The following is a 22,493-nucleotide window of genomic DNA, read 5'->3' as shown; positions in this document are numbered from 1 at the left end:
CTCCCCTTGGCGGTCGATGCTGACGCCGGCGGCGCCCGCCTCGCAGGCGTTGCCGTAGGTCTTGCCGTCGCAGCCGCATACCGGCTGGTAGATGCGCGTGCACATGGGCGTCCGGGGCGTGCAGACGCCCGCGCCGTCGGCCACCCGGCACTGGCCGTCGGGGCGCTTGCAGTAGTCGTTCGGGTTGCGGCAGGCGAAGCCCGCGATGCCGCCGCACATGCCGCCGGTGTCGGCGCTGCGGCCCGGCGCCTCGCTCCGCGGCGGCGGCTGGGGCCCGGGTCCGGCCTCGGCGGCGGCCTGCTGGCAGCCGGTCACGAGCAACCCCGTGGCGGCCAGGGCGATGAGGGCGGATCGGATCGGCATGGGGCTCTCCTGTCGCCGGTGACGATTGCCGGGCGCGGCGGGCGCGCTCTACAACCCAACGCATGACCCTTCGCCGCCGCACCGCGCTTTCCGCCGCCGCCCTCGCGCTCGCCATCGCCCTGCCCGCCGCCGCCCAGGCGCCGCAGCCCCTGGACCTGCCGCCGCCGATCCCCGCCGCGCAGGACGTCCCCTACCCCGGCGTGATCCGGCTGGAGGTGGACGCCACCGACGTGCAGCGGCGCATCTACCGGGTGAAGGAGACCATCCCCGTCGCCCGGCCCGGCCGGCTCACCCTGCTGTTCCCCGAGTGGCTGCCGGGCAACCACGCGCCGCGCGGCCAGGTGGACAAGGTGGCTGGCCTGACGATCCGCGCCGGCGCCCAGGTGCTGCCCTGGAAACGGGATCCGATCGACGTCTATGCCTTCCACGTGGACGTGCCGCAGGGCGCCGCCGAGGTGGTGGCCGAATTCCAGTTCGTCTCGCCCACCGCGCCGAACCAGGGCCGCGTGGTCATCACGCCGGAGATGCTGAACCTGCAGTGGAACCAGGTGGCGCTCTATCCGGCCGGCCACTTCACCCGCCAGATCACGGTCGAGCCCAGCGTGCGCCTGCCGGCCGGCTGGGGCTACGGGGTGGCGCTGGACACGGCCTCCAACGAGGGCGGCGTTGCGCGCTTCAAGCCCGTCGACTTCGAGACCCTGGTCGACTCGCCGATGTTCGCCGGCCGCCATTTCCGGCGGATCGACCTGGACCCCGGCGCCCCCTACCCGGTTCGCCTCAACATCGTCGCCGACGCGCCCGAGCACCTGGTCCCCACGGACGAGCAGATCCGCCTGCACCGCAATCTCGTGGACCAGGCCGACAAGCTCTACGGGTCCCGGCAGTTCGACCGTTACGAGTTCCTGCTGGCGGTGACCGGCCGCCTGGGCGGCATCGGGCTGGAGCACCACCGCTCATCCGAGAACAGCGTCTCCACCGACTACTTCACCGACTGGAAGAAGGCGCTCGGCGACCGCGACCTGCTGCCCCACGAGTACGTCCACTCGTGGAACGGCAAGTACCGCCGCCCGGCGGACCTGTGGACGCCGACCTACGCGACGCCGATGCGCGGCTCCATGCTGTGGGTCTACGAGGGCCAGACCCAGTACTGGGGCTATGTGCTGGGCGCCCGCTCCGGGATGCTCAGCCGCGACGAGGCGCTGGAGAGCCTCGCCATGACGGCGGCCACCTACGAGAACCGTCCTGGGCGCGCCTGGCGCCCGCTGGAGGACACCGGCCAGGAGCCGGTGATCTCCGGCCGCCGGCCCGAGCCCTGGCAGTCCTGGCAGCGGCCGGAGGACTACTATTCTGAGGGCCAGCTCATCTGGCTCGACGCCGACACCCTGATCCGCGAGAAGTCCGGCGGCAAACGGTCGCTCGACGACTTCGCCCGGACCTTCTTCGGCGGCCGCAGCGGCGACTGGACGCCGAAGACCTACACCTTCGACGACGTGGTCGCGGCGTTGAACGCGGTCGAGCCGCACGACTGGGCGGGGTTCCTGCGGACCCGCGTCCAGCAGGTGGCGCCCAAGGCCCCGCTCGACGGGATCACCCGCGGCGGCTGGAAACTCACCTACACCGACACCCCCACCGACGCCTGGAAGAGCGTCGAGGCCGACGCCAAGAACACCAACCTGACCTATTCCCTGGGCTTGGTGCTGAACCGCGAGGGCGACGCCACCGCCGTGCTCTGGGACAGCCCGGCGTTCAACGCCGGCCTGGCGGTCGGCGCGCGGGTGGTGGCGGTGAACGGCGTCGCCTACGACGCCGACCGGCTGAAGCAGGCGATCAAGGACGCCCGGGGCGGCAAGCCGATCGAGCTCCTGGTGAAGTCGGGCGATCACTTCCGCACCGTGTCCATCGACTACCGCGGCGGGCTGCGTTACCCGAGGCTGGAGCGGATCGCCGGAACCCCGGACCGGCTGAGCGCCATCTACGCCGCGCGCAACTAGCCGCATTGCGCGCGGGTCCGCCGCGATTCATACCCGCCTAGAATCCCCTTACGTTCCGCGAGTCATGTCCAAGTCCGCCGCCCAGCCGTTCGACCTGTTCAGCGAAGACGAAGCGTTGAACCCCGTCCCCGCCGCCCCGCTGGCCGAGAGCCACGAGCCGCGGCCGGACCCAGCCGTGCTCGGCGTAAAGCCGTCCGGCGGCTATTCGGCCAAGGACATCGAGGTGCTGGAGGGGCTGGAGCCCGTCCGCAAGCGCCCGGGCATGTACATCGGCGGCACCGACGAGCGGGCCCTGCACCACCTGTTCGCCGAGGTGCTGGACAACGCCATGGACGAGGCAGTGGCCGGCCACGCCAAGGTGATCGAAGTCTCCCTCGACGCCGACGGCCAGCTCTCGGTCAAGGACGACGGCCGCGGCATCCCCGTGGACCCGCACCCCAAGCACCCGGGCAAGTCGGCCCTGGAAGTGATCATGACCGTCCTGCACTCGGGCGGGAAGTTCTCCGGCAAGGCCTACGAGACCTCCGGCGGCCTGCACGGTGTCGGCGTCTCGGTGGTCAACGCCCTTTCCGAACGCGTCGAGGTGACCGTCTGGAAGGACGGCTTCGAGTGGCGCCAGGCGTTCACGCGCGGCAAGCCGATCGGCTCCATCGAGAAGCTCGGCCCGACACGCAAGAAGGGCACCCAGATCGCCTTCGCCCCGGACCCGGTGATCTTCGGCGAGGGCGTGGCCTTCAAGCCGGCCCGGCTCTACCGGATGGCCAGGTCCAAGGCCTATCTGTTCGGCGGCGTCGAGATCCGCTGGAAGTGCGATCCGTCGCGCATCCACGACCAGACCCCGGCCGAGGCGGTGTTCCGCTTCCCCAACGGCCTGGCCGACTTCCTCGCCGAACGGGTGAAGGGCATCGAGACCGTGACCCCCGAGCCCTTCGCCGGCCGCTACGAGCGCCCGGGCGAGGCCGGCAAGGTGGAATGGGCCGTCACCTGGACGCCGGCCGGCTTCGGCGAGGCCGACGGTTTCATGCAGTCCTACTGCAACACCGTGCCGACCCCCGAGGGGGGCACCCACGAGGCCGGACTGCGCGCCGTGCTCACGCGCGGTCTCAAGCAGTACGCCGAGCTGACCGGCGAGAAGCGCGGCTCGATCCTCACCGCCGAGGACGTGGTGGCCCAGGCCGGCGCGCTGGTCAGCGTGTTCATCCGCGACCCCGAGTTCCAGGGCCAGACCAAGGAGAAGCTCTCCTCGTCGGAAGCCCAGCGCCTGGTCGAGAAGGCGCTCGCCGACCCGTTCGACCACTGGCTGACGGCCCAGCCCAAGGCCGCCAGCGCCCTGCTCGAGTTCGTCATCGAGCGGGCCGAGGAGCGGCTGAAGCGGCGCAAGGACAAGGAGGTCGCCCGGGCCTCGGCGACCCGCAAACTGCGGCTGCCGGGGAAGCTGGCCGACTGCTCCGGCCAGGCCACCGACGGCACGGAGCTGTTCCTGGTCGAGGGCGACTCGGCCGGCGGCTCCGCCAAGCAGGCTCGCGACCGCCGCACCCAGGCGATTCTGCCCCTGCGCGGCAAGATCCTGAACGTCGCCTCGGCCTCCCTCGACAAGCTGGGCGGCAACAAGGAGCTGGCCGACCTGATGCTGGCGCTCGGCGCCCAGGGCGGCTCGAAGTTCAAGGAAGAGGACCTCCGCTACGAGCGGATCATCATCATGACGGACGCCGACGTCGACGGCGCCCACATCGCGAGCCTGCTGATCACCTTCTTCTACCGGACCATGCCCGACATGATCCGCGCGGGCCGCCTCTACCTGGCGCTGCCGCCGCTCTACCGGATCAGCCACGGCGCCAAGTCGATGTACGCCCGCGACGACGCCCACCGCGACGAGCTGCTGGCCACCGAGTTCAAGGGCAAGAAGCCGGACATCAGCCGGTTCAAGGGCCTGGGCGAGATGATGCCCGCGCAGCTGAAGGAGACCACCATGGATCCGAGCAAGCGGATCCTGGCCAAGGTCACCCTGCCCCGCGCCGAGGAGACGGTGGAGAGCCTGGTCGAGGCGCTGATGGGACGTAAGCCTGAACTGCGCTTCCGCTTCATCCAGGAGAACGCCGAGTTCGCCGCGGCCGACCTCGACGTCTGACCGTCAGCCGACCACGCCGTGCCGGCGCATGTGGTCGGCGGCCGTGCCCAGCATCTGCAGGAACATCCGGTCGCCGCGCTCCGTCTGGGTGACGATCATGGCGGCGAAGAAGGCGGTGCCGAACAGCAGGTAGGCGCCGCGGGCGTAGTGCCGCTGCAGGTCGGCCATGCCATAGCCGGTCACGCCAAGGCTGTGCAGCGTGCGCAGGTAGAGGTCGAGCAGCTCGGCCTCGTGGGCGACCAGCACCTCCGGCTCCAGCGCCCCGGCCAGGAAGTAGGCGACATCGGTCGCCCCCGCCCCGTAGGCGAAGGACTGCCAGTCGAGGACCGTCACCGGATAGCCGCCGCGCGCCGTGCCGAACATCATGTTGTCGGGGCGGAAGTCGTTGTGCGTCAGGCAGCGCGGCCCGTCGTGGGCTGCGCCAAAGTCGGTGAACCGACGGCAGAGCCAGTCGCCCACCTCCACCCAGTCGGGTGTGAGCCGCGGACCGTAACGGGCCTTGAAGCCCTGCCACAGCGCCTCGACCATGTCCGGCGTGGCGGCGCTCGCCGGGGCCGCGCGGGAGCCCGAGACCCACGGCAGGGCGTCGAGCCGATCATCGCCCCAATGGGACGCATGCAGGCGCGCCGCCTCCACCACAACCAGCCGCGCCTGTTCCAGGGTGACGCCGGCGAGCTGGTCGCCCTGCTCGGCCGGCGCCAGGTCCTCCATGATCAGCACGAAGTCGCTGGTGGGCTCGTCCACCTCGGCCAGGTAGCAGCGCGGCGTCCGAACGAGGGCCCGCGGCGCCAGCTCCTGGTAGAAGCGGACCTCGCGCAGGTAGTTGCCCAGGGCATGGCCCGTGGCCCGGCTCTCCGCGCCGGCGGCGGGGAACTTGCCCACCAGGGTGTCCGGCGCGCCCGGGCCGCGACGGGCGTAGTCCAGATGGAAGCGGACGCTGTCGCCGATCTGGCCGGTGCCCACCGGCTCGCCGCGGACGGCGCGCACCACGCCGTCGAGGCCGGCCTCGCGGAGCACGGCGGTGAGCCAGGGGCCGTCCACGGCGGCGGGCGGGCGGATGTCGGGGCGGAGGAGCACGGTCACGGCAGCTGGTGCACGTAGACTTCGTTGAGGATGATCCGCTCGCCGTCGAGGAGCACGAGATCGAAGCCGCGCAGCCGCGCGCCGCCCTCGACCTGGCAGTACCAGCGGCCGCAGAATCCGCCGCGGATCGGCCAGACCTCGTCGGGCGTATAGGTCATGGCCGGCGTCGCGGCGAAGAGCCCCTCCAGGTAGCTGCGCAGGGCGGCCCGGCCGTTGAGGCCCTGGGCCGTCTGCGGATCCCTGTAGACGCAGGTCTCGGCGTAGAAGGCCGTCAGGCGCTCCACGTCCTTGTCGCTCCAGGCCGCCAGCCAGCGGGCGTTGAAGTCGGCGATGTCCAGGCGCGCGGCCCCGGCGACGCTCATGGCTTTTCCTCCTGGGCGCCCAGGACGCGGGCGCGGTGGTCCTCGGTGAACATCTCGGGCGGCAGGGTCTCCGGCCCGGCCATCACCGCGAAGGCGTGGGCCTTCAGGCCGGGGTCGGCGGCGGCGCGCTCGAAGAGGCTGCGCCGGCGCGCGCGGGCCGCCTCGCCGAACTCCATGTCCAGGGCCGCCTGGATCCGGGCCACGAAGCGCAGGCGCCGCATGCGCTCGGCGCGCTCCTCCCCGTAGGGTGCGAAGTCGAGCGCGGACGAGTCGTCCGCCGCCTTCAGGATGTCGCTGACCATGCGCACGTCGCGGTAGGTGATCGAGAGGCCGAGCCCGAGGATCGGGTCGTTCCAGCCGGCCGCATCGCCCACCAGCACCGCGCCGGGGGCATAGGGCCGGTCGGTCCAGGAATCGGCGTTGATGTAGCTGAACAGCGGACCGGCGGGGCGGCCCGCCACCAGGGCGCGGTTGTTCGGGCTGCAGTCCATGGCGAAGGCGTCGAGGAAGCGGCGCGCGCCGCCCTCCCCCCTGAACCGCCTGGTCTCGGACAGCGGATAGCCGCCGTAGATGCGCACGCGGCCCCCACCCTGCGGGAACGCCAGGAAGCCGAACTCGCCCTCGGTGCCGATCGCCTGGAGTTCGGGATCCCAGCCGTCGACGCCGTCGACGAGCAGGCCCGCGAACCAGTGGTGCGGGGTGTCCTGGTGCAGCTCTATGCCGAGCGTCTCGCGCACGTGGGACGTGCGTCCGTCGGCGCCGACCAGAAGGCGGCCGCCCGCGGCGCGCGCCCTGCCCTCGTGTTCGAAGCGCACCCGCGGCTCGGGGCCCGCCTCGAGCTCCAGGATCCGCACGCCCCGCAGCGCCGTCGCCCCGGAGGCCGCGGCCGCGTCGAACAGGGTCTGGCAATGGCGAGGGTGGCCGAGGCAGAGCGGCCCCGGCACCCCTTCCCGGAAGATCCCCAGCGGCAGGGGCGAGGCCTCCGCCTGCGAGGGATCGAGGGTCTCGTCATAGGTGACGTGGCGGGTGATGTGATGGCCGCCCGCGCCCATCAGCAGATCGTAGAGCCCCAGCCGCTGGACCTCGGCCACGCCCCAGGGCGCGATCCACTCGCCGCGCACCCGGTCCTCGTAGGCCTCTGTCTGCTCCAGGAGCAGGACGGACCGCCCGGCGCGCGCCATGACGGTCGCCAGGGCCGAGCCCCCGATGCCGCCGCCCACGATGATCAGGTCGTAAGCGTCCACGCCTGTCTCCTCCGGACGGTCTCCCGCCGCCTGGGACGAACGTTGGTTGGCGCGCCGCGCAGGGTCCAATCAATAGGCTTGGTCGATCTATAGGCGGGACTTATCAATCCCCCCATGGAGCGGAGGGACGCCATCGAGCTGCGCCTGCTGCGGGCCTTCGTGGTGCTCGCCGAGGAGCTGAACTTCGGCCGCGCCGCCGAGCGGCTGCACATGACCCAGCCGGCGCTGTCCGCCCAGATCCGGCAGGTGGAGACCCGGCTCGGCTTTTCCCTGTTCGAGCGCAGCACCCGGCGGGTGGCGCTCACCGCCCAGGGCGCGGCCCTGCTGCCGCCGGCTCAGGCCCTGATGGCCGAGAGCGGCCGCTTCTCGGAGGCGGTGGCGCGGGCGCAGGGCCGGCGGGAACGGCGCGTCGTCTTCGGGGCCGCGCTCTACACCCTGGAGATCCGGCAGCGGCAGACCCTTCTGGAGGCCTTCTTCCGACGATATCCGGACCGGCCCCTCACCGTCTCCCCCCTCTGGCAGCGCGAGGTCGTGCGGGCCCTGCTGCGCGACGAGGCTGACCTGGCGCTGATGCTGGGCGTGCCCGTGCCGCTCGACCAGTGGCATGCCGAGCCGATCGCCGAGGTCATGTTCCCCGACACCCTGCCGCGCATGGTGCTGGGCGAGGCGCGGACGGAGCTGCTGGTTCCCATGGAGTCGCCGCTCGCGGCTTACGACGTGATCCCGCCGGAGGCGCTGCGCGACCTGCCGGTGGCGATGGTCGGGGGGACCCACGGCAACCCGATCCTCGGGCCGCTGCGCGGCGTGCTCGGGCGGGCCGGAGCGCGGCTCATCGTGCCGCCCGAGCCGCACGCGATCGGCGTCGAGCGCTACGGCCGCCAGTTCCGCATGGCGGCGGTGTCCCTGGGCTGGTTCAACACCGGCGAGGCGAGCGATCCCGACATGGTGCGGCGACCGCTCGCCGGCCTCGACCTCACGACACAGCTCGCGCTCGTGCGCGCGCCGGGCCGCGGCAACCCCGCCGCCGAGCCGTTCTGGCAGGAGGCCCGCCTGCAGTTCCCCGACGCGCGCCTCGTGGGCGCGGCGGAGTAGCGGTCAGGCGGCGGCCTGGCCCATGGGCGGACCGCCGGCCAGCCGCTCGCACGCGGCGGACAGGGTCTGCATGGCGTCGTCCAGACGCGAGCGTTCGGCCTGCAGCGCGGCCAGCCGCGCCTTGAAGACCTTCAGCGCGACCGCGTTCTGGGCCTGCTCGCCCCCGTCCTCGTAGGTGTCGAGGATGTCGCGGATCTCTGCGAGGGAGAGGCCCACCTTGCGGCCGCGGACGATCAACTGGAGGCGCGCGCGGTCCTTGTAGGAATAGACGCGCTGCATCTGGTGCCGGCGGGGGAACAGCAGCCCCTGCTCCTCGTAGAACCGCAGGGCGCGGGCCGTGCAGCCGAACTCCCGGCAGAGTTGGGTGATCGAATAGGTGCGGAACGGCGCGAGGCGACGCAGCTTTTCCATGGGCGCTCCTCCTGTGCGTTATTGATGGCCCGATGCCAGAGTGCGGGCCCGCCGGTCGCCCGTCCAATCGATCTCTGCGAAGGATTGATCAGCAATCGTTATCAGTCACTGCATCCCGCCCTGGAACATCGCCAAGGCCAAGCACGTTGCAGGTTCGGATTCCGGAGACCGCCATGGCCAAGAAGAAGCGCAAGTCGAAGAGCCTGCTTCCCAAGCGGATCGCCGGGGTGAAGGTGCCCAAGGCGGTGCGCAAGGGCCGGTTCGGCGAGCTTCTGGCCTCGCGGACCGGCCAGGTGCTGATCGCCGAGGCGATCATGGCGGGCGGCGCCATCGCGGGCGCCAAGAAGGCCGGCGAAAGCCCGAAAGCCCGCCGTCTGGCCCACGAGACGGCCGAACGCGTGCGCCACGCAGGCGACAGCGGCAGCCGTGAGGTCGGCGCCGCGGGCGCCACCCTGGCCTTTGCGCTGGGCGAGGCGGCCCGCTCCTTCGCCGACGCCCTTCGGCACGGCGACGGCGACCACCAGCCGCCCTGGCGCGACACTCCGGACGACGGGGACGCGGAAAAAAAAAGACAGCCGGCTTCAAAGGCGGCCCCTCCCTGACGGCGCCGCCTGCCCTGCCCTACGATCCGCTCCGGCCGACGCTGGCCGGCAGGCTCGCCGCGGTGGGAACGCGAGGCCTCGTGCGGGTCGCCCAGTGGCGCGGCCGGCGCCAGGCTCAGGCGGCCTTCGCCCGTCCGCAGGAGCACGTCTTCCGCGGCTTCATCCAGATCAACCTGATCCGTCCCGGATGATCTCGGCGACAACGGAACGGGCCCGCATGAACTGCTGGGGCGGGAACGCGTTGACTTGAGCGTTGCTGATCGTATCTTCCGCGCGCGCAAGCGATCTCCGCTCGCGCCGCCGCGGTACGCCAGCCTTCTTCTCTCACTGGGATCGGCGGGCCCCCGCTTTATTCGTATGAAATGACAGAATTTTCCGAACTGGGCCTTTCGCCTGCGACCCTGCAGGCCGTCGCCGAAACCGGCTACACCACCGCGACCCCTATCCAGGCCGAGGCCATTCCCGTCGCCCTGCAGGGGCGTGACGTCCTGGGCATCGCCCAGACCGGCACCGGCAAGACCGCCGCCTTCACCCTTCCGATGATCGACCGGCTGAAGGCCGGCCGGGCCAAGGCGCGGATGCCGCGCGCCCTCGTCATCGCCCCGACCCGCGAGCTCGCCGACCAGGTCTCCGCCTCCTTCGAGAAGTACGCCAAGGGCCAGAAGCTCTCCTGGGCGCTGCTGATCGGCGGCGTCTCCTTCTCCGACCAGGAGCAGAAGCTCGACCGCGGCGTGGACGTGCTGATCGCCACCCCGGGCCGCCTGCTCGACCACTTCGAGCGCGGCAAGCTCCTGATGACCGGCGTCAACATCATGGTCGTCGACGAAGCCGACCGGATGCTCGACATGGGCTTCATCCCGGACCTCGAGCGGATCTTCAAGCTGACGCCGGCCGCCAAGCAGACGCTGTTCTTCTCGGCCACCATGCCGCCGGAGATCACCCGGCTGACCAAGCAGTTCCTGCGTGACCCGGTGCGGATCGAGGCCTCGCGCCCGGCGACCACGGCCGAGACCATCACCCAGTACATGGCCAGGCTGCCGGTTTCGGACCCGAAGGCCAAGCGGACCGCCCTGCGCGCGCTGATCGAGCGCGGCGAGGTCGTGAACGGCATCGTCTTCTGCAACCGCAAGTCGGAAGTGGACATCGTCGCCAAGTCGCTGAAGACCCACGGCTTCGACGCCGCCCCGATCCACGGCGACCTGGACCAGCAGACCCGGATGCGGACCCTGGAGAGCTTCCGGAAGGGCGAGCTGAAGCTGCTGGTCGCCTCCGACGTGGCCGCGCGCGGTCTGGACATCCCGGCCGTCGGCCATGTGTTCAACTACGACGTGCCGCACCACGCCGACGACTACGTCCACCGGATCGGCCGCACCGGCCGCGCGGGCCGCACCGGCGAGGCCTTCATGCTGGTGACCCCGGCCGATGCGAAGAACATCGACAAGGTCATCAAGCTGATCGGCAAGACTCCCGAGGAGATCGTGCTCGATCTCGACTGGGCGAGCCTGAAGGACGAGCCCCGCGCGCGCCGCGACGGCGACCGTGGCCGCAGCCGTGAACGCTCCGGCGCCCGCGACCGCGACCGCCGCCCGCGGGAGATCAAGGAGCACGGCCAGCGCGCCTCGATGGAGCCGTTCCAGCCGTCCGCCGAGGCGCAGGCCCCGGCCGGCGACGCTGAGGCGGCCAAGCCGGCCCGCCGTTCGCGCAGCCGCAAGGCGGCCGAGCCCGCTCCCGCGCCCGCCGCGGAGGCTGCGTCCGTCGCCGCCCCGGCAGCCGAGATGCACGCCCCGCGCGAGGACCGGCCGCAGCGGGAGGATCGTCCCCGCCGCGAGGATCGTCCCCGCCGCGACGAACGTCCGCGCGGCGAGCGTCCCGAGCGTGAGGCGCGCGCCGAGCGGCCCGAGGGCGAGCGCGGCCGGGACCGTGACCGCGGCCCCCGTCCGGAGCGGGACCGCGGCGACCGGCGCGATCGTGGGCGCGACCGCGAACGCGGCGACGGCGAGCGCGTGGTGGGCTTCGGCGACGAGACGCCGGCCTTCCTGATGCGGGCCCCCGCCCCCCGTCCCGCGGACGACTGAGGCGCTCGCCTTCCAGGGGAACGGCGGCGCGCGACTGGCGCGCCGCGGCTGGCCGCCCTCGCCTGCGGCGCGAGGACGGCGGGTCTTAACCGCCCCTCTTAACCGGCCGTTTGGCCTTCCCGACTAGGCTTCCTCCACGGAAGAGGGCTGGCCGCTCCGGCAGCGGAAACGGCCCGGTGTGGGAAAGAAGCGAATGTCCGCCGACGTCGAGACCGTCCTTCGCGCGCCGCAGGCCTACGCCATGGCGCGCAAGGCCATCCAGGCCATGGAGGCGCACAAGGTCTGGCCGACGCCGGTGAACTTCGAACTCTGGGTCCACTACCTCTGCGACAAGGAAAGCCCGCTGGCGGCCGAGATCGACCAGCTGATCGAGTCCGGCGAGGCCTTCACCGACGCCGTGGGCGAGCAGCTCGCCGCGCAGTACCTGCCCAAGGCCAAGCTCGACGGCGAGATCATGCAGGCCGGCGACGCCCTGGCCCAGGAACTGGACAGCGTGTCCCGCGCCATCGAGAGCGCCCGCGAGACCAGCGAGGCCTATGGCCAGCAGCTGGCCACCGCCCACAAGTCGCTGGAGGCCGAGGACGCCACGGCGATCAAGGCCATGGTCGAGACCCTGACCACGGCCACCCAGCGCGTGCAGCGCGAGAACCGGACGCTGGAGACCCAGCTCGCCGACACCACCGCCGAAGTCAGCCGCCTGCGTGAGCACCTGGAGCTGGTGCGCCGCGACGCCATGACCGACGCGCTCACCAACCTCGCCAACCGCAAGGCCTTCGACGAGGCTCTGGAACGCACCTGCGCCCAGGCCGAGGCCGACGGACAGGTGATGACGCTGGCGGTGATCGACATCGACCACTTCAAGAGCTTCAACGACACCTGGGGCCACCAGACCGGCGACCAGGTGATCCGCTACGTGGCCAGCGTGATCGGCCGCGCCGGCCATCCGCCCCGCCTCTCCGCCCGCTACGGCGGCGAGGAGTTCGCGATCATCTTCCCGGGCGAAGGCGCCGCCACCGCGCTCGCCACCCTCGAGGAGATCCGCGAGGAGGTCTCCTCCCGCGTGCTGAAGCGCCGCTCCACCAACGAGGATCTGGGCGCGATCACCATCTCGGCGGGCCTGGCCGAACGCCGCCCCGGCGAGGCCGTGTCCGGCCTCGTGGAACGGGCCGACGCGGCGCTCTACGCCTCCAAGCGCGGCGGCCGCAACCGCACCTCGACCGCCGACCCGGTGGCCGCGGCCGCCTGACGCGGATTTCCGCTGGCCTGACGCCGGGGTATCCTTGTTTCCATCGGACCCAAGAGAGTTCGAGGGAGGACACCTCATGGACGGCGCCCAGACGGCAGCGAAGGTGAAGACCGCGGTCGAGGACCGCATCGGCATCATCACCCTCTCCGACCCCGGCACGCTGAACGCCGCCGGGCTCGACCTCATGGAAGAGCTGCAGAGCGCGTTCGAGGACTTCGCCTACGGCGACAAGGTCCGCGCGATCGTGATCACGGGCGAGGGCCGCGGCTTCTGCTCCGGCGCCAACCTGAGCGGCGGACGGGCCGGCTCGCAGCCCAATCCGAACGGGCCGAACGAGTCCCTGCTGCGCACCTACAACCCGTTCGTCAGCATGGTGCGCAAGTCGCCCAAGCCGCTGGTCTCGGCGGTGAACGGGGTGGCCGCCGGCGTCGGCGTCTCCCTGGCCCTGATGGGCGACCTGATCGTCGCCGCCGAGAGCGCCTACTTCCTGCTGGCCTTCCGCCGCATCGGCCTGGTGCCGGACGGCGGCGCGACCTGGATGCTGCCCCGCCACCTGGGCAAGGCGCGCGCCATGGAGCTGATGCTGCTGGGCGAGAAGCTGCCGGCCAAGACGGCGCTCGACTGGGGCATGATCAACAAGTGCGTGCCCGACGCCGAGCTGATGGACGCGGCCATGGCCTACGCCCGGGCGCTGGCCGACGGCCCGGCCTCGCTGGGGCTGACCCGCAACCTCGTGTGGGAGGCGCTGGACGCCCCCTGGCACCTGCAGCTCGAGGCCGAGGCCTACGCCCAGGGCCAGGCCGGCCGCACCGAGGACGCCCGCGAAGGGATCATGGCCTTCGTCCAGAAGCGTCCCGCGGAGTTCAAGGGCCGCTAGCGGCGCTCGCGAAGCTTCCGCAGCTCGGCCTCGATGAGCTTCTCACGGGTGGCGACCGGATCCGCGAAGGTCACCACCGCGTGGGAAGCCAGGCCCAGGCCCCAGCCGATCGCCGGCCAGAAGGCCCAGTCGATGCCCGGCGAGGTCACCCAGTCGATGGCGAACAGGCCGGCGTTGACGATCAGATAGGCGGTCAGGTGGCTGCGGAAGGCGAGCTTCATATCGGCCCGGCGCTCCGCCAGCCGGCGCAGTTCGACGTCGTCGGTCATCTGGTTCTCCCCGATCCCTGCGGCAGCATAACGCCGGTCGGCGGGGAGCGCGACGTCAGACCTCGCGGTCCTCGGCGGGCTGGATGGTGACGCTCTCGCCGCAGCCGCAGGCGTCCGTCTCGTTGGGATTGTGGAAGACGAACTTGGCCGACAGCTTGTTGACCTCGTAGTCGATCTCCGAGCCCACCAGGAACAGCACCGCCTTGGGCTCCACCAGGATGGTGACGCCCTTGTCCTCGACCACCTCGTCGAGCGGGTCGGCGGTCTCGGCATACTCCAGCACGTACTCCTGGCCGGCGCAGCCGCCGTTCTTCACGCCGACGCGCAGGCCGGCATAGGGCTTTTCGGCCTTGGCCATGATCTCGCGGACGCGCTCGGCGGCCCGTTCGGTCAGGGTGACGACCTTCGGGCGCGGACGGCGCGTGCGGGGGGCCGGGGTGAATTCCAGGTTCGCCATCAGAACATGTTCAGCTGCAGCTTGGCCTCGTCGGACATCCGCGACGGGTCCCACGGCGGGTCGAACACCAGCTCGACCTTGCACGACTTGATCTCGGGGATTTCCCTCACCGCGTCCTCGACCCAGCCCGGCATCTCGCCGGCCACCGGGCAGCCGGGGGCGGTCAGGGTCATGTCGATGGCCACGTCCTTGTCGTCCGAGACGTCGACCTTGTAGATCAGGCCGAGCTCGTAGATGTCGACCGGGATCTCCGGGTCGTAGACGGTCTTCAGCTTCTCGATGAGCTGGTCGGTCAGGACGTCGAGCTCCGCCTGGGTGAGCGGGGTCGTGGTCTTCGTCTCGATGGAGGTGGCGTCGTCCATGGGTCCCGTCTACGCGAAGAAGGCTTGGGTCTTGGTCAGGGCGTCGACGAAGGCGTCGGCCTCCGCCTCGGTATTATATAGGGCGAAGGACGCCCGGGCGCTCGAGGTCACCCCGAACCGGCGCATCAGCGGCTCGGCGCAGTGGGTCCCCGCCCGCACGGCGATCCCGTAGCGGTCGAGGATCTGGGCCACGTCGTGGGCATGGGCGCCTTCGACGGTGAAGGAGAGGATGGCCCCCTTCCCCGGCGCGTCGCCGATCACCTTCAGCCAGTTGGCGCCGTTCAGCCCCTCGCGCACCCGCTCGTAGAGCTGGTGCTCGTGGGCGGCGATCGCGGTGCGGTCCAGGCCGGAAAGCCAGTCGATGGCCGCGCCCAGGCCGATCGCCTCCAGGATCGGCGGCGTGCCGGCCTCGAAGCGGTGCGGCGGGTCGGCGTAGGTGATCTCGTCGAGCGTGACCGTGCCGATCATCTCGCCGCCGCCCTGGTAGGGCGGCAGCGCGGCCAGGCGCTCGGGTTTGCCGTAGAGGATGCCGATGCCGGTCGGGCCGTACAGCTTGTGGCCGGAGAAGGCGTAGAAGTCGACGTCGAGCGCCTTCACGTCCACCGGCTTGTGGACCACGGCCTGGCAGCCGTCGAGCAGCACCACCGCGCCGGCCTCATGGGCCATGCGGGTGAGCTCCATCGCCGGGTTGATGGTGCCCAGCACATTCGACATGTGGCTCAGCGCCACGACCCTGGTCTTCGGGCCCAGCAGCCGCTGGAAGGCCTCCAGGTCGAGCTGGCCGTCGTCGGTGACGGGGACGAACCTGAGCACCACGCCCTTGCGCTCGCGCAGGAAGTGCCAGGGGACGATGTTCGCGTGGTGCTCCATCTCCGAGAGCACGATCTCGTCCCCCGCCTGAAGGCTCGCGCCCAGGCCGGAGGCCACCAGGTTGATCGCCTCGGTGCCGCCCTTGGTGAACACCACCTCGGTCTCGGCCGCGCCGATGAAGGCGGCGGTCTTGCGGCGCGCGGCCTCGTAGGCGTCGGTGGTCTCGTTCGCGAGCGTGTGCAGGCCGCGGTGGACGTTGGCGTAGGAGTGCTCCATCGCCCGGGTCATGGCCTCGATCACGGCCCGGGGCTTCTGGGCCGAGGCGGCGCTGTCGAGATAGACCAGCGGCTTGCCGTTCACCTGGCGCTGCAGGATCGGGAACTCGGCGCGAACGGCTTCGACGTCGAAGGCCATGCTCAAGCCCTAAGCCTTTCCGCCGCCCAGGCGCGCACGGCCTCGCGGACGCCCTCGTGGCCGATCCGGTCGATCACTTCGCCGATGAAGGCTTCGGTGAGCAGGGCCCTGGCGTCGGCCTCGGGCATGCCGCGCTGGCGAGCGTAGAACAGGGCGTCCTCGTCGAGGGCGCCCACCGTGTTGCCGTGGGCGCAGGAGACGTCGTCGGCGTAGATTTCCAGCTCGGGCTTGGCGTCCACCTCGGCCCGGTCGGAGAGGATCAGAGCGTGATGGCCCATCCGCGCGTCCGTCCGGTCGGCCCCCTCGGCGACCACGATGCGCCCCTGGAAGACCCCGCGGGCCTGATCGCGGACCACGCCCTTGGTGAGTTGCTCGGTCGTCCCGTCGAGCCCTTCGTGGGTGACGACGGTGGTGAGGTCGGCGTGGCGCTTGTCGGCCAGCAGGTAGACGCCGTCCAGACGCAGGGCCGCGTGGCCGCCCGGATGGGTCACCCGCGTCTCGACCCGCTGCCGGCGGCCGCCGGAGACCAGCGCCGTCTGGGCGAAGCTTGCGCCGGGCGCCAGCCGCACCTCGGCATGGCTGACGCTCACCGCGTCAGGGCCCTCGTCGGCCAGCACGATCCGCTCGGCGCTCGCGCCCGCGGCCAGATGGATGGCGAGCGAGGTCTGGGCGAGATAGCCGCCCTCGCCCTCGTAGCTTTCCAGCAGCGTCAGGCGGCCGCCCTCGGCGACCTCGATCCGCACGCCTGCCGCATGGGCGCCGTCGCCGCGGCCAAGGATGCGGAGCGCCACGGCGGCCGTCTCGCCGGCGCCGACGCTGATCGTCTGCTCGTCGCGGCCGTTGGCGACGGTCAGCACCCGCTCCGCGAGGCCGTCGAACGGCCCGGCGCCCAGGTCGCCGGAGACCGGCGCGGAGGGTTCCGGCAGGACGCGGATCAGGCCGCGCAGGTCGGTCCAGCGCCAGTCCTCGTGGCGCTTGCCGGGCAGGTCGGCGACGTCGCGCGTCTTCAGGGCGAGGGCGAGGCTCAAGCGGCCCTCGCGTACTTGTCGTAGCCTTCGCGCTCCAGCTCGAGCGCCAGCTCCGGCCCGCCGGAGGCGACGATGCGGCCCGCCGAGAGCACGTGCACCCGGTCGGGTTTGATGTAGTCCAGGAGCCGCTGGTAGTGGGTGATCACCAGCATGCCGCGGTCCGGCGCGCGCAGGGCGTTCACCCCGTCGGCGACGATGCGCAGGGCGTCGATATCCAGCCCGCTGTCGGTCTCGTCAAGGATGAGGAAGCGCGGCGAAAGCACAGCCATCTGAAGGATTTCCATCCGCTTCTTCTCACCGCCGGAGAAGCCGACGTTGAGCGCGCGCTTCAGCATCTCGAAGTCGATCTTCAGCTCCGCGGCCTTGGCGCGGATCAGCTTCAGGAACTCCGGCGCGGAGGCCTCCGGCTCGCCGCGCGCCTTGCGCTGGGCGTTGAGCGCGGTGCGGATGAAGGTCAGCGCCGGCACGCCGGGAATCTCCAGCGGGTACTGGAACGACAGGAAGACGCCCCGGGCGGCCCGCTCGTTGGGCTCCAGCGCCAGCAGGTCCTCGCCGTTGAGGGTCGCCGACCCTTCCGTGACCTCGTAGCCCTCGCGGCCGGTCAGCACGTAGGACAGCGTCGACTTGCCCGCCCCGTTCGGCCCCATGATGGCGTGCACCTCGCCGGCCGGGACCTCGAGGGACAGGCCCCTGAGGATCTCCTTGCCGTCGACGGCGGCGTGCAGGTTCTGGACGGAAAGCATCAGCGGGTCTCGTCTACGAGGAACTGGGCCATGACCCGAAGGGCGTCCTCGACGCTCTCCACGGTCTCTTGCTTGCGGGGCGCGGCCGACCCCGGAAGGGTGCTGCGCTTGTCGGAGGAGGTGACGCTGCCCTTGCCGGCTTCCCAGTAGGCGGCGATCCGGAAGTTCTGGTGGTCGAGCGACACCGTGTAGCGGCGCCGGTCGACGGTCAGGTCGCGGGCGGCGAGGAAGGCCGGGTCCGCCGACAGGGCGGCGTGCAGAGTCTCGGCGTTGGCGAGGTCGGCCTCCTGCTGCCGGCGCTCGGCCTCGTCGCGGGCGCGGCGCTCCATCTCGCGGCGGGCATGCTCGACCTCGAAGGCGTCCTTCAGGGTGAGCGCCTTCACGGCGTCCTTCTTGGTCCTCGACGTCATCCGACGCTCCCCTCCAGCGAGATAGCCACCAGCTTCTGGGCTTCCACGGCGAACTCCATGGGAAGCTCCTGCAGCACGTCCTTCACGAAGCCGTTCACCAGCAGCTGCACGGCCTCCTCCTGGGAGAGGCCGCGCTGCATGGCGTAGAACAGCTGGTCTTCCGACAGGCGGGTCGTGGTCGCCTCGTGCTCGAACTTCGCCTGGCCGTTGCGCGCCTCGATGTAGGGCACGGTGTGGGCCGCGCAGTGCTTGCCGATCAGCAGGCTGTCGCATTGGGTGAAGTTGCGCGCGCCCTTCGCCTTCGGGTGGGCCGAGACGAGCCCGCGGTAGGTGTTGGTGCTCCGCCCCGCGCTGATCCCCTTGGAGATGATCCGCGAGCGGGTGTTGGCGCCCAGGTGGATCATCTTGGTGCCGGTGTCGGCCTGCTGGCGGCCGTTGGTGATGGCGATGGAGTAGAACTCGCCCGAGCTCCCCTCTCCGCGCAGCACGCAGGACGGATACTTCCAGGTGATCGCCGAGCCGGTCTCCACCTGGGTCCAGGAGACCTTGGAGCGGTCGCCGCGGCAGTCGGCGCGCTTGGTGACGAAGTTGTAGATGCCGCCCTTCCCGGTCTCCGGGTCGCCCGGGTACCAGTTCTGCACCGTGGAGTACTTGATCTCGGCGTCGTCGAGGGCGACCAGTTCCACCACCGCGGCGTGCAGCTGGTTCTCGTCGCGCATCGGCGCGGTGCAGCCCTCCAGGTAGGAGACGTAGGCGCCCTTGTCGGCGATGATCAGGGTGCGCTCGAACTGGCCGGAATTCTCGGCGTTGATTCGGAAATAGGTGGAGAGCTCCATCGGGCACCGCACGCCCGGGGGCACGTAGACGAAGCTGCCGTCGGAAAAGACCGCCGAGTTCAGGCAGGCGAAGTAGTTGTCGGAGACCGGCACCACCGAGCCCAGGTACTTGCGCACCAGGTCGCCGTGCTCGCGGATCGCCTCGCTCATGGAGCAGAAGATGACCCCGGCCTGGGCCAGCTCCTTCTTGAAGGTGGTGACCACGCTGACGCTGTCGAACACCGCGTCGACCGCGTACTTCGGCGCGCCCTGGACGCCCGCCAGCACCTCCTGCTCGCGCAGCGGGATGCCGAGCTTCTTGTAGGTCTCCAGCAACTCCGGATCGACCTCGTCGAGGCTCTTGGGGCCCTCCTTCTGCTTGGGCGCGGCGTAGTAGTAGGAGTCCTGGTAGTCGATGCGCGGGAAGGAGACCTTGGCCCACCCCGGCTCCTCCATCGCCTGCCAGCGCTCGAAGGCGTCCAGTCGCCAGGCCAGCATCCAGGCGGGCTCCTCCTTCTTGGCCGAGATGAAGCGGACGATGTCCGCGTTCAGGCCCTTGGGCGCGAAGTCCTGCTCAATGTCGGTGACGAAGCCGTGCTTGTACTTCTCCAGGCTCTGGACGTGCTCGACGGTCTGTTTGACGGCGGCCATTACTCAACTCCAACGGCGGCGGGCGCGCGACGCGCCGCATGCCGGGCATGGGCTTCGAACCAGGCCTCTGCGAACCTGTTCCAGTCGGACTCGGACGTGTTCCACCCGCCGCTCACCCGGATGGCGCAGGCGGCGAGGTCCCCCTGCCCCATGGCGATGAGCACGGGGCTCGGCTTCACCTTGCCCGAAGAGCAGGCGGAGCCGGCGCTGACCATGACGCCGGTCAAGTCGAGGCCCATCACCTGCAACTCCGAGGAGAAGCCGGGGGTGGCGAAGCAGAGGGTGTTGGGCAGGCGCGGCGCGCCCTCGCCCATGATCGTGCAGCCGCCGGCCTTCAGCCGGGCGGCGACCGCGTCACGCCAGGCGGCCTGGGCCGCCAACTCGCGCGGATTGGCGGCCCGGGCGGCGGCGCCGAAGCCGGCGATGCCGGGGACGTTCTCGGTGCCGGCGCGCCGGCCGCGCTCCTGGCCGCCGCCGTGCAGGCGGCGGGACAGGGTGGCGCGGGGGCCGAAGGTCAAGGCGCCCACGCCCTGCGGTCCGCCCAGCTTGTGGGCCGAGACGCTGAGGGTGTCGGCGCCCATTCCGCGGCTGTCGATGACGATCTTGCCGGCCGCCTGGATGGCGTCCACGTGCAGCCAGCCGTCGGCGGCGCGGACGATCTCCGAGGCTTCCTTCACCGGCTGGATGACGCCGGTCTCGTTGTTGGCCAGCATCAGGGCGACGAAAGGCTTGCCGTCGGCGGCGTCCCAGCGGCCGAGCCGCTCGGCCAACCAGGCCAGATCGGCGACGCCGTCGGCGTCCACCGGCAGGACTTCCACCGCCGCGCCCGTGGCCCGGGCGCTCTCCAGCACGCTGTCGTGCTCGATGGCGGAGACGATCAGCCGCCGCGCGCCCGCCGCCACGGCGCTCTCGACGGCCAGCGCATTGGCTTCCGTGCCGCCGGAGGTGAACACCACCGTCGAGGCCGGGGCGGCGATCAGGTCGGCCACGGCGCTGCGCGCCTGCTCGACCGTGGCCCGCGCGGCGCGGCCGGCGGCGTGGACGGAAGACGGATTGCCGCCCGCCTCGAGCGCGCGCGCGACCGCGGCGGCGGCCTCGGGCCGCACCGGGGCGGTGGCGTTGTAGTCGAGGTAGACGGCGCGGCTCATGCGGCGACCTGCCGGTTCGGTCCGACGCGGCCGCCGACCACGTCGGCGAGGCTCACCGAGGCGAGATAGGTCTCGATCTGCTGGCCGAGGTCCTCCCACAGGTCGTGGGTCAGGCAGCGCTCGCCCTTCAGCATGCAGCCCTTGCTCTGATTGCCGCCGCAGCGGGTGGCGCGCAGGGGCTCGTCCACGGCGTGGACGATCTCGGCGATGGAGGTCGCCTCGGCGGTCCGCGCCAGACGGTAGCCGCCGCCGGGGCCCCGGGCGCTCTTCACCAGCCCCTTGCGGCGCAGGCGCGCGAAGAGCTGCTCCAGGTAGGAGAGCGAGATCTCCTGCCGCGCGGCGATGTCCGCGAGCGCCACGGCGCGCTCGGCGTCGGTCTGGCGTCGCGCGAGGTCCGCCATCGCCATCACGGCGTAGCGGCCTTTGGTGGAGAGGCGCATGGCTTTGACCCAATGCAGTTTTCGCGCGCATCCGGGCTCGCCTGTGCTACAAGCCGCCGCCTTGCGCGCGGGCTCTAGCCCGGTTCGGCCGGATGGACCGGACTTAGGAAGACCCAGCGCGGCAGTCAAGTATTTGGGCTGGGAAGAGGGATCTTATGCCAGAGGTGGTTCTGACCGGCGCGGCCGGGCGGATCGAAGGCCGTTACACGCAGGGCAAGAGCGAGACCGCGCCGGTCGCGCTGATCCTGCATCCCCACCCGAAGGCGGGCGGCCAGATGAACAATCCGGTCACCGTGCAGCTCTTCCACCTGTTCATGAAGCGCGGCTTCTCGGTCCTGCGGTTCAACTTCCGCGGCGTCGGCCGCTCCCAGGGGGAGTTCGACGCGGGCATCGGCGAGCTGGCCGACGCGGCGACCGCGCTCGACTGGCTGCAGTCCACCAACCCGGCGGCCTCCCAGTGCTGGGTCGCGGGCTATTCCTTCGGCGCCTGGGTCGGCATGCAGCTGCTGATGCGCCGGCCGGAGACGGACGGCTTCATCTCGGTCTCGCCGCCGACCAACGCCTACGACTTCTCCTTCCTCGCCCCCTGCCCGGCCTCGGGCCTGATCCTGCACGGCGGCGCGGACACCGTGGTCCCGCCGGTCGAGGTGGAGCGCGTGGTCTCCAAGCTGCGCACCCAGAAGGGCATCGTCATCGACTACGAGGTGATCGAGGGCGCGTCCCACTTCTGGATGGAGAACCTGCCGGACGTGGAGGCCCGCGTCGGCGCCTATCTCGACAAGCGCCTGGCCGCCGAGCCGGCCTGACGCCCGTGACGGCGCCGGAAGACGCCATCCGCGCGCGCCGGCGGCTGACCAACAAGCTGATCGCGGCGCACGAGGCCGCGCGGCTGAAGCCCTTCTTCGCCCCCGACGCCCGGCTGATCGCCGGCGACGGCGCTTTGATCCTGGGCGCGGACGCCATCGTCGACGCCTTCGCGGGCCAGTTCCGCGACCCGGACTTCGGGACCTATGTGCGCACGCCGGAGACGGTGGAGCTCGACGCGGCGGGCGAGCGCGCCGCCGAGACCGGCCGCTGGGTGGCGCGGTGGAAATCCGGCGAGATGGCCGGCGCCTACATGGCCGCGTGGCGGAAGCAGACCGGTCAGTGGGTGATCGAAAGCGAGCTGTTCGTCACCCTCGCGGGCTAGACGCGCCGGGCTGCGGCCCGTTCAAGGGCGCTCAGGGTGAAGGCCGCGAAGGCGGCGCAGCGTTTCGCGCTCGCCTCGTCCGGGGCGAAGCCGCCCGCGTCGCGGCCGGCCGGCGTGGTCAGCCGCCAGAGCCAGGCCTCGCCGGCCTCCGTCACCGCCACCCGGTAGCCGCTCGAGATCGCATACTGCACGTCGTCCATGGCCGTCCTCCTGCTGCCGGGGCCGAGCTTCGGCGGGGCGCGCGCAGGCAGGTCGGCGACACCCGAGGAGTTCCGGTGCAGAC

The 22,493-nt window shown here is 71.3% G+C and carries 25 protein-coding genes; 9 read left to right on the top strand and 16 right to left on the bottom strand.

The annotated features are described in order from the left end of the window. The coding region (locus V7Z97_RS10905) for a Kazal-type serine protease inhibitor domain-containing protein (RefSeq protein ID WP_334163446.1) at positions 1-363 on the bottom strand (363 nt) is incomplete at its 3' end. A 62-nt stretch (positions 364-425) separates the two neighbouring features. Here V7Z97_RS10905 and V7Z97_RS10900 point away from each other — a divergent pair. Both V7Z97_RS10900 and parE read left to right on the top strand, forming a co-directional pair. Further along, entirely contained in the window at positions 426-2,354 is a 1,929-nt protein-coding gene (locus tag V7Z97_RS10900; protein ID WP_334163445.1) for a M61 family metallopeptidase, read from the top strand. 64 nt (positions 2,355-2,418) lie between these two features. Next, complete coding sequence (parE, locus tag V7Z97_RS10895) at positions 2,419-4,482, top strand: DNA topoisomerase IV subunit B (RefSeq protein ID WP_334163444.1); 2,064 nt, start codon at positions 2,419-2,421, stop codon at positions 4,480-4,482. A 3-nt stretch (positions 4,483-4,485) separates the two neighbouring features. On the opposite strand, the gene V7Z97_RS10890 is transcribed toward parE, so the two are convergent. The 3 genes from V7Z97_RS10890 to V7Z97_RS10880 are packed head-to-tail and all read right to left on the bottom strand — an operon-like array spanning position 4,486 to position 7,171. Beyond that, positions 4,486-5,565 carry a phosphotransferase gene (locus V7Z97_RS10890; protein ID WP_334163443.1) on the bottom strand — a complete coding sequence of 360 codons (1,080 nt, stop codon included), beginning with the start codon at positions 5,563-5,565 and terminating at the stop codon, positions 4,486-4,488. Continuing rightward, entirely contained in the window at positions 5,562-5,927 is a 366-nt protein-coding gene (locus V7Z97_RS10885) for a YybH family protein (RefSeq protein WP_334163442.1), read from the bottom strand. Before V7Z97_RS10885 ends, V7Z97_RS10890 begins: the two co-directional genes overlap by 4 nt. Further along, positions 5,924-7,171, bottom strand: a complete 1,248-nt coding sequence (locus V7Z97_RS10880; RefSeq protein ID WP_334163441.1) for an FAD-dependent oxidoreductase — start codon at positions 7,169-7,171, stop codon at positions 5,924-5,926. Before V7Z97_RS10880 ends, V7Z97_RS10885 begins: the two co-directional genes overlap by 4 nt. Before the next feature lie 114 nt (positions 7,172-7,285). On the opposite strand from V7Z97_RS10880, the gene V7Z97_RS10875 reads away from it, so the two are divergent. Beyond that, a complete protein-coding gene (locus V7Z97_RS10875) occupies positions 7,286-8,263 on the top strand; it encodes a LysR family transcriptional regulator (protein ID WP_334163440.1) in 978 nt (325 codons plus the stop codon). 3 nt (positions 8,264-8,266) lie between these two features. Here V7Z97_RS10875 and V7Z97_RS10870 read toward each other — a convergent pair whose 3' ends face one another. Beyond that, positions 8,267-8,674, bottom strand: coding sequence for a MerR family transcriptional regulator (locus V7Z97_RS10870; RefSeq protein WP_334163439.1), 408 nt, complete (start codon positions 8,672-8,674; stop codon positions 8,267-8,269). A 173-nt stretch (positions 8,675-8,847) separates the two neighbouring features. Here V7Z97_RS10870 and V7Z97_RS10865 point away from each other — a divergent pair, with 173 nt between their 5' ends. The 4 genes from V7Z97_RS10865 (at position 8,848) to V7Z97_RS10850 (ending at position 13,474) form a co-directional block, all read left to right on the top strand. Then, entirely contained in the window at positions 8,848-9,276 is a 429-nt protein-coding gene (locus V7Z97_RS10865; protein WP_334163438.1) for a hypothetical protein, read from the top strand. A 362-nt stretch (positions 9,277-9,638) separates the two neighbouring features. Further along, positions 9,639-11,351 carry a DEAD/DEAH box helicase gene (locus tag V7Z97_RS10860; protein WP_334163437.1) on the top strand — a complete coding sequence of 571 codons (1,713 nt, stop codon included), beginning with the start codon at positions 9,639-9,641 and terminating at the stop codon, positions 11,349-11,351. Positions 11,352-11,544: 193 nt separating this feature from the next. Then, a complete protein-coding gene (locus V7Z97_RS10855) occupies positions 11,545-12,597 on the top strand; it encodes a GGDEF domain-containing protein (protein WP_334163436.1) in 1,053 nt (350 codons plus the stop codon). 76 nt (positions 12,598-12,673) lie between these two features. After that, on the top strand, positions 12,674-13,474 hold the full coding sequence (locus V7Z97_RS10850; RefSeq protein ID WP_334163435.1) for an enoyl-CoA hydratase/isomerase: 801 nt from the start codon (positions 12,674-12,676) through the stop codon (positions 13,472-13,474). Here V7Z97_RS10850 and V7Z97_RS10845 read toward each other — a convergent pair. Genes V7Z97_RS10845 through V7Z97_RS10800 form a run of 10 tightly spaced genes read right to left on the bottom strand, consistent with a single transcriptional unit; the run spans position 13,471 to position 21,021 of the window. Further along, complete coding sequence (locus V7Z97_RS10845) at positions 13,471-13,743, bottom strand: 2TM domain-containing protein (protein ID WP_334163434.1); 273 nt, start codon at positions 13,741-13,743, stop codon at positions 13,471-13,473. The genes V7Z97_RS10850 and V7Z97_RS10845 overlap by 4 nt on opposite strands. Before the next feature lie 55 nt (positions 13,744-13,798). After that, the gene (locus tag V7Z97_RS10840; protein WP_334163433.1) at positions 13,799-14,200 is read right to left on the bottom strand and encodes a HesB/IscA family protein; all 402 of its coding nucleotides are present in this window, start codon (positions 14,198-14,200) and stop codon (positions 13,799-13,801) included. Next, positions 14,200-14,562: an SUF system Fe-S cluster assembly protein gene (locus V7Z97_RS10835; protein WP_334163432.1), complete on the bottom strand. Its 363-nt coding sequence runs from the start codon at positions 14,560-14,562 to the stop codon at positions 14,200-14,202. Before V7Z97_RS10835 ends, V7Z97_RS10840 begins: the two co-directional genes overlap by 1 nt. Positions 14,563-14,571: 9 nt before the next feature. Beyond that, the gene (locus tag V7Z97_RS10830; protein WP_334163431.1) at positions 14,572-15,786 is read right to left on the bottom strand and encodes a cysteine desulfurase; all 1,215 of its coding nucleotides are present in this window, start codon (positions 15,784-15,786) and stop codon (positions 14,572-14,574) included. A 2-nt stretch (positions 15,787-15,788) separates the two neighbouring features. After that, positions 15,789-16,814 (bottom strand): Fe-S cluster assembly protein SufD, encoded by a 1,026-nt coding sequence (gene sufD / locus V7Z97_RS10825; RefSeq protein WP_334163430.1) that lies wholly within the window; start codon positions 16,812-16,814, stop codon positions 15,789-15,791. Next, positions 16,811-17,557 carry a Fe-S cluster assembly ATPase SufC gene (sufC, locus tag V7Z97_RS10820; protein ID WP_334163429.1) on the bottom strand — a complete coding sequence of 249 codons (747 nt, stop codon included), beginning with the start codon at positions 17,555-17,557 and terminating at the stop codon, positions 16,811-16,813. The genes sufD and sufC overlap by 4 nt, the downstream gene beginning before the upstream one ends. After that, positions 17,557-17,967, bottom strand: coding sequence for a hypothetical protein (locus V7Z97_RS10815; RefSeq protein ID WP_334163428.1), 411 nt, complete (start codon positions 17,965-17,967; stop codon positions 17,557-17,559). Before V7Z97_RS10815 ends, sufC begins: the two co-directional genes overlap by 1 nt. Further along, the gene (sufB, locus tag V7Z97_RS10810) at positions 17,964-19,433 is read right to left on the bottom strand and encodes a Fe-S cluster assembly protein SufB (RefSeq protein WP_334163427.1); all 1,470 of its coding nucleotides are present in this window, start codon (positions 19,431-19,433) and stop codon (positions 17,964-17,966) included. Before sufB ends, V7Z97_RS10815 begins: the two co-directional genes overlap by 4 nt. After that, a complete protein-coding gene (locus V7Z97_RS10805) occupies positions 19,433-20,581 on the bottom strand; it encodes a cysteine desulfurase family protein (RefSeq protein WP_334163426.1) in 1,149 nt (382 codons plus the stop codon). The genes sufB and V7Z97_RS10805 overlap by 1 nt, the downstream gene beginning before the upstream one ends. Beyond that, entirely contained in the window at positions 20,578-21,021 is a 444-nt protein-coding gene (locus V7Z97_RS10800) for an Rrf2 family transcriptional regulator (RefSeq protein WP_334163425.1), read from the bottom strand. Before V7Z97_RS10800 ends, V7Z97_RS10805 begins: the two co-directional genes overlap by 4 nt. A gap of 155 nt (positions 21,022-21,176) precedes the next feature. Here V7Z97_RS10800 and V7Z97_RS10795 point away from each other — a divergent pair, with 155 nt between their 5' ends. Beyond that, positions 21,177-21,827: an alpha/beta hydrolase gene (locus V7Z97_RS10795; protein WP_334163424.1), complete on the top strand. Its 651-nt coding sequence runs from the start codon at positions 21,177-21,179 to the stop codon at positions 21,825-21,827. A gap of 5 nt (positions 21,828-21,832) precedes the next feature. Further along, entirely contained in the window at positions 21,833-22,210 is a 378-nt protein-coding gene (locus V7Z97_RS10790; protein ID WP_334163423.1) for a YybH family protein, read from the top strand. On the opposite strand, the gene V7Z97_RS10785 is transcribed toward V7Z97_RS10790, so the two are convergent. Then, on the bottom strand, positions 22,207-22,410 hold the full coding sequence (locus tag V7Z97_RS10785) for a hypothetical protein (protein WP_334163422.1): 204 nt from the start codon (positions 22,408-22,410) through the stop codon (positions 22,207-22,209). The two genes, V7Z97_RS10790 and V7Z97_RS10785, sit on opposite strands and share 4 nt — an antisense overlap. Between the last annotated feature and the right edge of the window lie 83 nt (positions 22,411-22,493).

This window comes from Phenylobacterium sp., from assembly GCF_036821595.1.
In the GTDB taxonomy this organism is placed as follows: domain Bacteria; phylum Pseudomonadota; class Alphaproteobacteria; order Caulobacterales; family Caulobacteraceae; genus Phenylobacterium.
The sequence above is the reverse complement of the archived record's forward strand: the minus strand, read 5'-3'. Positions and strand labels throughout refer to the sequence as shown.